Origin of the sequence: Streptomyces sp. UH6, from assembly GCF_013421635.1 — a bacterium.
GTDB classification, from domain to species: Bacteria; Actinomycetota; Actinomycetes; order Streptomycetales; family Streptomycetaceae; genus Streptomyces; species Streptomyces abyssomicinicus.
Window position 1 is genome coordinate 1 of the sequence record NZ_JACADT010000110.1, and the last position, 9,987, is coordinate 9,987.

Annotated in this window: 10 protein-coding genes and 1 tRNA gene; 6 read left to right on the forward strand and 5 right to left on the reverse strand. The window is 70.8% G+C overall.

What is annotated here, in order from left to right:
* Positions 1–577: MsnO8 family LLM class oxidoreductase (locus HW445_RS09105; protein WP_257230943.1), on the reverse strand; the 577-nt coding region annotated here is incomplete at its 3' end.
* A gap of 70 nt (positions 578–647) precedes the next feature.
* On the opposite strand from HW445_RS09105, the gene HW445_RS09110 reads away from it, so the two are divergent.
* The 6 genes from HW445_RS09110 to HW445_RS09130 all read left to right on the forward strand — a co-directional run bounded on the left by HW445_RS09110 (position 648) and on the right by HW445_RS09130 (position 5,674).
* Positions 648–1,361: a TetR/AcrR family transcriptional regulator gene (locus HW445_RS09110; protein WP_180220520.1), complete on the forward strand. Its 714-nt coding sequence runs from the start codon at positions 648–650 to the stop codon at positions 1,359–1,361.
* Positions 1,362–1,480: 119 nt separating this feature from the next.
* Positions 1,481–2,599 (forward strand): cytochrome P450, encoded by a 1,119-nt coding sequence (locus HW445_RS33460; RefSeq protein WP_257230944.1) that lies wholly within the window; start codon positions 1,481–1,483, stop codon positions 2,597–2,599.
* Positions 2,557–2,949 carry a transposase gene (locus tag HW445_RS09115; protein WP_257230945.1) on the forward strand — a complete coding sequence of 131 codons (393 nt, stop codon included), beginning with the start codon at positions 2,557–2,559 and terminating at the stop codon, positions 2,947–2,949. The genes HW445_RS33460 and HW445_RS09115 overlap by 43 nt, the downstream gene beginning before the upstream one ends.
* 55 nt (positions 2,950–3,004) lie before the next feature.
* Positions 3,005–3,631, forward strand: a complete 627-nt coding sequence (locus HW445_RS09120; protein WP_308798702.1) for a recombinase family protein — start codon at positions 3,005–3,007, stop codon at positions 3,629–3,631.
* Between the two features lie 451 nt (positions 3,632–4,082).
* A complete protein-coding gene (locus HW445_RS09125) occupies positions 4,083–5,135 on the forward strand; it encodes a hypothetical protein (RefSeq protein WP_180220522.1) in 1,053 nt (350 codons plus the stop codon).
* A gap of 26 nt (positions 5,136–5,161) precedes the next feature.
* The gene (locus HW445_RS09130; protein WP_180220523.1) at positions 5,162–5,674 is read left to right on the forward strand and encodes a GNAT family N-acetyltransferase; all 513 of its coding nucleotides are present in this window, start codon (positions 5,162–5,164) and stop codon (positions 5,672–5,674) included.
* An 828-nt stretch (positions 5,675–6,502) separates the two neighbouring features.
* On the opposite strand, the gene HW445_RS33465 is transcribed toward HW445_RS09130, so the two are convergent.
* From HW445_RS33465 to HW445_RS09150, 4 genes are all read right to left on the reverse strand, one after another.
* On the reverse strand, positions 6,503–6,943 hold the full coding sequence (locus tag HW445_RS33465; RefSeq protein ID WP_257230946.1) for a hypothetical protein: 441 nt from the start codon (positions 6,941–6,943) through the stop codon (positions 6,503–6,505).
* Positions 6,944–7,046: 103 nt separating this feature from the next.
* A tRNA-Leu gene (locus HW445_RS09140) sits at positions 7,047–7,131 on the reverse strand.
* Between the two features lie 208 nt (positions 7,132–7,339).
* Positions 7,340–8,539 carry a cellulose-binding domain-containing protein gene (locus tag HW445_RS09145; protein ID WP_180220524.1) on the reverse strand — a complete coding sequence of 400 codons (1,200 nt, stop codon included), beginning with the start codon at positions 8,537–8,539 and terminating at the stop codon, positions 7,340–7,342.
* Between the two features lie 173 nt (positions 8,540–8,712).
* Positions 8,713–9,987 (reverse strand): aldehyde dehydrogenase family protein (locus tag HW445_RS09150; protein WP_180220525.1); only part of this gene is annotated, 1,275 nt, incomplete at its 5' end.

A 9,987-nucleotide genomic window follows, 5' to 3' on the forward strand; every position in this document is an offset into this window, starting at 1 on the left:
CGGCGAACGCGGCGCTCTGCGGGCTGGAGCCGACCAGCCAGAACGGCGGGCGGCCCTCGGGCGTCGGCACGGCCCGCACCGCGGCCCCCTCCCGGCCCGGACCGAAGTACCCCTCCAGCTCGGCGAGCCGCGAGGAGAAGTCGTCGCCGGCCGCCGGGCCGTAGCCGCGCAGCCGCTCCGCGGCGTTCATGTCGGCGCCCGAGGCGCGCCCGATGCCCAGGTCGACGCGCCCCGGGTACAGGGACTCCAGGACGCCGAACTGCTCGGCCACCACCAAGGGGGCGTGGTTGGGCAGCAGCACGGCGCCCGAGCCGACCCGGATGGAGCCCGTGACCGCCGCGATCTGCCCCGCCAGGACGGCCGGGGCCGACGTGGCGAGGCTGGGCGTGTTGTGGTGCTCGGCGACCCAGTAGCGCAGGTAGCCGAGCCGCTCGGCGTGCCGGGCGAGGTCGAGGGCGTTGCGCAGCGAGTCCGCCGCGGACGACCCGCGCCACACCGGAACGGTGTCGAGGACGGACAGGTGGACGCGCGAGAAGTCGGCCATGAAGAGCAGCTCCGTTTCCTGCTTGACACTCATGCTTGACCCGGGGATCCAGAAAATTGAACTGGTCAGTTCAACGTGATGGGTCGGACGGTAGCATGGGGCCATGACGCCAGGCGACACGAACAGCGCACCCGACCGCCCGACCGGCCGCGGCCGGATCGACAAGCGCCGCGCGATCCTCGACGCGGCCATCCGCGTCTTCGCGCGGGAGGGGTACGTCCAGGCCGGCCTCGACGCCATCGCCGCCGAGGCCGGCGTCGCGAAGCCGACGATCTACAACCATTTCGGCGGCAAGGAGAACCTCTTCCGCGAGGCCGTCCTGGAGGCCACGCAGCGTTCCAGTGCCAAGACCCTGGCCGCGCTGGAGGGCTTCCCCACCCCCGGGCCCGACGACCCGCGCACCGACCTGCGCAGCGAACTCGAAGGCGTCGCCACCCGCCTGGTGCAGTGCTTCCGCGACGAGAACTCCTGGGCGCTGCAGCGCCTCCTGTACGCCGAGACCGTGCGGTTCCCCGCCGTCTTCGACGACTGGAGGGCCACCGGCCCCGCCAAGGTGTCCGACGCCCTCGCCGGCCGGCTCGCCCGGCTGGCCAACGCGGGCCGGCTCAGCATCGCGGAACCGGACCGCGCCGCGGGCCAGTTCCTCGCACTCATCGCCGACGACATGCCCATGCTGTCGGCCCTCGGAACCCGTCCCATCGACGACGAGGCGCTGCACGCGGCGGTGAAGTCGGGCGTCGAGACCTTCCTGCGGGCCTTCTCCCCGCGCGACGCGGAGGACGGGGAGGCGCCCGGCCCCGCGTTGAAGCCGGGCTAAAGCCGCTGCAAAGCGGCGCTGAGAGCTGTTTGTCGGCGCCGCGGCAGGCCACTTAGCGTCGTCGACGGACACGGCCCACCGAGCCGTCCGCCCCTCGTCGACCGCTGAGGAAGCTGACCATGCCCACTGCCCCGCCCGGCTCCCCCTCGCTCCTCGCCTTCCCCCAGCCACGCGCCTGCCCGCACCAGCCGCCGCCCGGCTACGACGCGTTGCGCGGGCAGGGCCCGCTGGCGAAGGTGGCCCTGTACGACGGCCGGGAGGTCTGGCTGGTCACCGGGTACGCGGAGGCGCGCGCCCTGCTCTCCGACCCCCGGCTGTCGTCCGACCGGACCCGGCCCGGCTTCCCGGTGCTGGCCCCGCGGTTCCGCGCCTCCGTGGCCCGCAAGCTCCCGCTCATCGCGCAGGACCCGCCGGTCCACGACGTGCACCGGCGGCTGCTCAACCCCGAGTTCAGCCTGAAGCATGTGCGGGGGATGCGCCCTCAGGTGCGGGAGATCGTCGACGGCTTCGTCGACCGGATGCTGGAGAAGGGCCCGCCGAGCGACCTCGTCGCCGACTTCGCCGTGCCCGTCACCTCCCTGGTGATCTCCCGCATGCTCGGCGTGCCGGTCGAGGACCAGCCGTTCTTCCAGGACGCCACCAGCCGGCTCATGCGCGCCACCGCGGAGGGGCCCTCGCAGCAGGCGGGCGGCGAACTCGCCGCCTACCTGGACCGTCTGGTCACCCGGCTGCGGACCGCGCCGGGCGACGGCGTGCTCGGCCGGCTGGCCTCCCAGGAGGTCGAGGCGGGGCGGCTCCCCCACGACGAACTCGTCCAGATCGCCCTCGTGCTGCTGGTCGCCGGCCACGAGACGACCGCCTCGATGATCGCCCTGGGCACCGTCGCCCTCCTGGAGCGGCCCGAGCGGCTGGCCGAGCTGCGCGCCGACCCGGACACGGTCCCCGGGGCCGTCGAGGAACTGCTGCGCCTGCTCGCGGTCACCGACCTCGCCGGCTCCCGCGTGGCCGTGGAGGACATCGAGATCGCCGGGCGCACCGACGGCCTGCTCGCGACGGACTTCTTCCACCTCGACACCATCGGCCTGCAACGCCTGTACGCCCTGTTCGTCATGGAGGTCCGCACCCGAACCGTTGACATCCTCGGCGTCACCCCCATCCCACCGCGGCCTGGACCGCCCAGCAAGCCCGACAACTCATGTGGCAACGCAGCGACCGGGCGGCCCGGTTCACCTACCTGATCCGGGACAGGGACACGAAGTTCACGGCCGCGTTCGACGCCGTCTTCACCAGCGAGGACATCGCCGTGACCAAGATCCCTCCGCGCAGCCCCAACGGCAACCCGCACGCCGAACGGTTCATCCGCTCAGTACGCGAGGAGTGCACCAACCGGCTGCTGCTCTACGACCGCGGCCACGCCGAGAAGGTCCTCCACGAGTACGCCCGACACTTCAACTACCACCGTCCCCACCAAGGCCGCAGCCAGCTCGCACCACTCGACGACCCGAACGTCATACCTCTGCCCTCACCCCGGATCCAGCGCAGGCAAGCCGTCGACTGCCTCATCAACGAGTACCGCCCGGCAGACTGATCGCTCAGCGAAGCCGCTGGTCAAGCCGGGTGAAGCAATAATGGAGCGGTACGGGGTGCTGCACTCGGTGAGGACGATACTCGCCAACCCCAGGTACACCGGACGCCAGGTCTGGAACCGACAGCGCACCGACCACGACCTCATCGACCCGGACAACACCTCACTTGGCCACCGTGACGTCACCCGGTGGAACACCACCGCCGACTGGATCATCTCCACCCGCCCTGCCCACCCCGCGCTTGTCAGCGAGGCAGACTTCGTCGCAGTCCAGCAGATCCGCACCCACCAGCAGCCGGCACCGGGCCGGACCTACCATCTGGCGGAACTGCTGTGCTGCGGCATCTGCGGGCGTCGCATGGAATCGCACTGGGTCCATCAGCACCCCGGCTACCGATGCCGTCACGGGCACACCAGCGCCGCGCGCCCCAACCCGGCCCGCACGCCGAACGCCTACGTGCGCGAGGACCAGGTCCTCCCCCGCCTGCCCGCCCTGCACCTGCGCCTCACCGGCCACGTCGACACGGCCAGGCACGAGTCCGCTCACCCGGACCCGGTGTCGCCGCCCACGGTCGAGCAGGCCGTCGCCCATCTCCGCGACGAGGAGATCACCCTCGTTTACGACCCCGCGGCCAGGACCCTGACCGCGGACACACCCCGAGCAGAATGGATCACTATCGGCTGACGAACCGCGAGACAGGCAGAGACCGGAGGAAGAGAGGAGAACGCCAGGAGGCCGGAAACGCAGAACACCCGCCCCGGCCGGAAGCCGATGCGGGTGCCGATCACCCCTGCCCGGGCACCGGGCCCCGTGGGGCAACTGTGTGTCCGAGTGAGTTGCGCGCCAAGGATACGCTCGTGGTCGCACAGGGACATCTCGATCTCGATACAGGGGCATCCGTTTCCGCGTCGCGCTGACCCACCTCCGATCGGGCCGGACGCCAGCGCCTGTACGCCATGTCCCGCAACCGGCACCGCCCCCATCATGTCCTCACAGGCACCGCCCCGCCCGCAGCCAACTGCGCGATCATGACGGCATGGACATAGTCACCAAGGTGCAGCGGCGCTTTCTCTTCACCCGAGGGTCGGCCGCGCGCAGCGTCGCCCGAAAAATGACAGAGGAGGGGTGCCGGTCGGTGACGATCCGGGAACCAGGCGACACCCGTCAGTTCTGGGGCGTCGACTCAACCGCCGTGTACCCGGTGCCGGGCGACGATCCGAAGCTGCTGTCACCGTTCATCCAGCAGGAAACGCACCGCCTTGCCGCGCGGGCCCGCGGTCGTGGCGGAATGCTGATTCTGCACTGCACCGTACGCACCTCACCGGACGACGACCCGGCCGCCGCCACCATGCCCCTCCCCGATCCTCTCCCGCTCGGTCCCCCGCAGCCGCCGCCCGCCCCGGCATGGGCCGATCTGCACTTCGGCGACCCAGGGACGGAGGTGTCCGCGGCGATCGACCTCGCCCGCCGGATGTACGCCACCGTCGCGCCACCCTCGACGCTGGTCCACCTCACCGACGACGAGCTCGCCCAGGAGACCCTCGATGACTTCACCGAGGCCGACGGCACCCGCCACTTCCTCATGGACCTCGTGCAGACAGCCCATCACCTGCCCGCTGCGGACAGCGGCATCCGCTCGATCATCCCCCTGGTCACCGAGCTGGCCGGCTCCCCCGACATGTCACCGGGAGCCCGTGCAAGCCTGCTTCTCCTGCTCCTCGACTGCGTCTGCGAACAGGACGTCCACGCCGCCAACAACGCCGAATGGGCAGCACTGACCGGCAAGGACCTCAACATCCCAGGCCACATGACCGCGCAGCGGGACGAGGTCGTCGCACGAGTCCCCGCCCTACTGTCGCGATGGGACCTCGAAGGCGACGCCGTCCGCTGGGCAATCTCCGCGCTGGCCGCCTACTGCCCTACCCGAACCGCCGCCTCCGTTCGCCCCCGCCTCCCCGACATCCCGGTGCCACAGGGCACGGGCCGTGCCGACATCCTGGCCCTAATGGACGCCATGCTCGCTGAGGACACCCACGCCCTCCATACGGCACTCGCCCGCCTGGCCACCTGGCAGGAACAATGCCGTGAGCTGTTCGACAACCCGCACGTCCCCCCGGCCCTGGCCGCCCGGGCGGCGCTGGCCCACACCGTCGCCCGCGAGCTGGGCGCGGACGTGTGGCTGTGCTGACCGGCACGATGGACGAGACTGTACGAGTGATCATCCGACGTGAAACCCCTGCGGACGCTGCCGCCGTCCGCACGCTGACCTTGGCCACCTCGCATCACCCCCACTCCGAGAAGACGGAAGAACTGAAGCTGCGGGACGCCTTGCGAACCGGGGACGCCTGGATCCCGGCCCTCTCCCTGCTGGCCGAGGACGACGCGGGCGAACTCCTCGGCCACACCCTCGCCTGCCGGGGAAGCATCGGCTCCACGCAGGTCCCGGAACTCACCCTGCTCGGCGTGCTCCCCACCCACCGGCGACGTGGAGTCGGCTCCGCCCTCGTCCACGCCACCCTCGCCGCCGCGGACGCCCTCGACGTTCCCCTGGTCGTCGTCCTCGGCCCTCCCGACTTCTACCGCCGCTTCGGTTTCCGCCCGAGTACCGACCTCGGCATCGCCGGCCCTGAGCCCGGCTGGGGCGACTTCTTCCAGGTCCGCGCCCTGAACGCCTACCGGCCAGAGGTGCGGGGCGACTTCGTGTACCCGGCAGCCCACAGCTCATGACGCCTTCGGTCTGCTCCTGAAACCGAACCCCGTAGTGCCGCAAAACTCCTTCACCAGGTCTGACCACAAGGAATGAACCCGTCTAGCGTCCGGCATGATCGGTCTCGTGCTCGTACACATGACCTACCTGTTTGCCACTCGCATCCTCGCGTGGCTGGCCCTGATGTGTCGGTCCTCAGCCTTGAAGAACGCGAAGATATTGTTCCTCCGGCACGAGGTCGCGCTATGGCGCCGACAGGTCACCGCATCGAAGCCGACCTGGCCGGAGCGTGCCCTTCTCTCCGCACCTGCCGCCTGCTTGGACGCCATGCCAGGGCGGCCACCACCCGGGCCCCCAGCAGCAGTTGGTCGACGGCAGGCTGCGGGATCAGCAAGGATCCAGGCGCGGCGGCCTCTACCCGGCGCAGGGCGGACTGCCAGGGCAACCCGGTGACAGACGCAGCAGTTCGGCGCGACGTTCGGCGGCGGTTGTCTTCATGACTCGGAGTCCCTCAACACCGCGGAGCCGTACCGACACAGTGCGTGGCGGAGAGCCACGAGGAACATGCGGACCGTGCAGCGGTGCCGGCCGAGTTGGCTTCTCCACGGCGTGCTCGATGTCGGGCCGAGCACAGGGCAGGGACCCCGCCGAGCCCACCGCTCTGGATTTGACCACAGCGACCGGGGGCAGGCTCCCGGTCGCCGGGGTGACGCGCCGCCGCGTCACCCGAACGTTCGCAGGCGGGTTGATCGAAAACATCAAGGGGATCCTGTCTGCAGGTGGAACGCGCGGCCACCTCTGGTGCTCAAAGTGGCCAACTGGACGCGGCTCAGTCACATCGCCACGGGCTAGGCGCGGATCGGGGGCAGGTCGTAGCGGCTGACGGCCAGGTACGTCTCCGGGGTCGCCGCTTCGAGAAGACCCTCGTTGCCCTCCAAGTCGAGCTCCGGCTCCTGGGGACGGCGCAGCAGGTCGCTCCAGTCGCTCGTCGCACCCTGCTCGTAGGCGTCACGAAGAAGGGGGCGCAGCCGGGGACGGGCTTCCTCCTGCTGCTCGCGGAAGATCCGCCGCTGGGTGAGTCGCTGTTCTTCCTGAGGCTCGACGACTTCCTCACCTGTCGAATCCCCGGAACCGAGGTCCACCTCGGCATGTCCCGGAAGCTGTTTGCCGCCTGCGAGCGCCTCCACGAGGAAGATCTCGCCATCGCCCGGCGCACCCCGGGGCTGCGCGCCGAGGACCAGCTGGCCGTCGACCAGGGGCTCAGTAAGGATGCCCGAACCCAAGGCCAAAACAGCGCTCTACAAAGCCCTGGGCGTCACTGTCCGCTACGAAAACGCGACGAGGACCGCGACCGTCAGGTCGAGGCCCTCGCATGCGCATCGTTGGAGTGCGTGTCCGAGGGGGGACTTGAACCCCCACGCCCGATAAAGGGCACTAGCACCTCAAGCTAGCGCGTCTGCCATTCCGCCACCCGGACTAGGTGTTTCGCCGCGTTCGGGGCGTTCCCCTCGGCGACGTGGATAACCATACCAAGGATCGGGGGTGGGTTTCACCTGCATATCCGCTGGTGGGCGACGTGCAGTGGGGAACGCACGGAGAGTGATCGTCGACGGAGGCTGGGGCCGGGCGGCGCAGGTCGGTGCCGCTGCGCCGCCCGGAGCTGTGGGGTGCCGTGCCGGCGCCTCTCAGCAGGCGATGTCGGAGCTGCTGACGGCCACGTCGTCGAACCACAGGGTGTCGTCGCCGACGCCGTAGCTCTCCCAGCCGAGCCGCAGGCCGGTGGGCCGCGGGGCGGTGGTGCGGGACAGCCACTGCTGGTCGATGTCGCCCGTGGGAACGCCGTCGGCGTGCAGACCCGGTACCTGCTGGTCGTTGAGCCAGGTGTCGAGGTTGCCGTTCGACGTGTCGATCTTGAACTTCAGGCACTGCCAGCTGCCGGTCGGCAGGGGCTTGCTCTGCGCGACGCCGTTCGGGCTCTGGGCGGGCAGGGTGGCGTCGTCGATCTCACGGTTCCACTGCAGGGCGCTGTTCTGGCCGCCGATGCGCAGCGTCTTGCCGCCCTGGGAGCTGTCGGGCATGGAGACGAAGGAGACGTGGGCGGCGGGCAGCGCGGTGGTGTGGCGGACCCACATCTTGATGTACATCTGCGGGCCGACCGTGGAGAGGTCCTTGGTGTAGGAGAGGAAGGCGTGGTTGCAGTAGCCGGCCTTGCCGTCGACCCGGATCGACTTGCTGCCGGCGTGCGCGACCGAGCTGTCGACGGCGACCGTGCCGGTGCCCTGGCAGTCGGGGGCCTCGAACTTCCAGTCCCCGGAGGGCACGGTGCCGCTCTGGGTCTCGAAGCCGTCGCAGAACTTGGCGCCGCCGCATCCGCCGCCCGGCGGGGGCGTGGTGGGCGGGGGCGTGGTGGGCGGCGGGGTCGTCGGCGTGCCCGGGTCGGTCGGGGTCACGGCGCCGTTGCAGGCCACGCCGTTGAGCGTGAAGGCGGTCGGCGTGGGGTTGGCGGACTGGTAGCTGCCCTGGAGCCCGAACTCGGCGGAGGCGCCGGTGCCCAGGTTCGCGTTCCAGCCGGAGCCGGTGGCGGTCACGGTCCGGTCGTTCTGAGTGACGGTGGCGTTCCAGGAGGAGGTCACCTTCTGGTCACCGGCGTAGCTCCAGGCCAGGCGCCAGCCGGAGATGGCGTCGCCGAGATTGGTGACCTTGATGGCGGCGGTGTACCCGCCCGTCCACTGGTTCACGGTGTAGTCCACCCGGCAGCCCGCGGCGGCGGCACTGCTGGCGGGCGCCGCGACGAGGGCGGACAGGAGGAGACCGACGGCCGAGAAGGCCGCCAGGAACGCCGCTGTCCAGGGACGGTGGCGTAATCGTGGGAGAAGGGTGCGCACGGGGACCTCCGGTGTAGGGGGTGGCGGAGCGGTGGGAGCGCTCCCACAACATCACAGCGACTCCCGCGGTGCCCTGTCAACGCATGCACCGAGCATTTTGGACCGTCATTACACAGGGCACGGCACGCGGCGGGAGGCCCAGGAGGGGGCTGGTCAGTACAGGATGGGGCGGGTCACGGCATCAGGTGGTGGTCGGGGAAGTTCCCTGGGAGGCGTTCGCCCGCGGGGCCCTGGGTGACGGCACGGACCAGGAGGTCGCCGCCGACGAAGGCGCCGCGCCAGGACTGGCCGAAGCCGCCGAAGAGTTCGTCGCGGTCGCCGCGGGACCGGGGGCGGTTGTGGCCGGTCTTGAACGCGCGGATCTGCGGCGCCAGGCGCTCGTGGACGGACGGGTCGTCGGTGGAGAGGGTGGCGACCAGGGCGCCGTTGGAGGCGTTCATGGCGGCGAGGAGTTCGGCCTCGGTGTCGACGAGGACGATGGTGTCGACCGGGCCGAAGGGTTCGGCGTGGTGGAGCGGGGAGGACGGGGGCGGGTTGAGGAGGGTGACCGGCTGGACGTAGGCGGAGATGTCCTGACCGGGCAGGAAGCGGGCGGGGTCGTGGCTGCCGCGGTGGAGCGGGACGGCTCCGCGGTCGATGGCTTCGGCGACCTGGTCGTGGAGGTCCTTCGCCTTCGCGGCGTTGATGACCGGACCGAGGTCGAGGTCGGGGTAGGGGTCGTCGGGGCGCTCCACGGCCAGTGGGTGGCCGACGCGCAGGGACCGGACGGCGGGCAGGTAGGCGGCGAGGAACTCGTCGAACAGGGTGCGCTGGACGACGAAGCGCGGGTAGGCGGTGCAGCGCTGCTTGCCGTGGTCGAAGAGCGTGGGGATCACGGCGGACAGGGTGTCCCAGTCGCTGTAGTTCCAGACGCCCCAGGTGTTCAGGCCCTCCTGCTCGAGGATGTGCCGTTTGCCGAGGTCGGCGACGGCGGTGGCGACGGCGGCCCCGGTGTCGCGGCCTCCGACGAAGGAGACGCAGCCGATCTCCGGAGCACGGACCAGCGCGCGGGAGAGTTCGCCTCCGTTGCCGCTGACCAGGGTGACCGGGACGCCTTCGCGGGCGGCGAGCGCGCAGGCCAGGGTGAGGCAGGTGACGCCGCCGTCGGTGGGCGTCTTGGCGATCACGGCGTTGCCGGCCAAGGCCTGCACCAGCATGGCGTGGACCAGGACGCTCATCGGGTAGTTCCAGCTGGCGATGTTGGAGACCGGGCCGTCCAGCGGCGCCCGGCCGTCGAGCATGCGGTCGATGTTCTCGGTGTACCAGCGCACGCCGTCGATGGCGCGGTCGACGTCCGCGGTGGCCGGCCGCCAGGGCTTGCCGATCTCCCGGACGAGGAGGAGGGAGAGCAGGTCGCGGTGGTGGGCGAGGGCGTCGAGGGTGGCCGCGACCCTCGCCCGGCGTTCGGG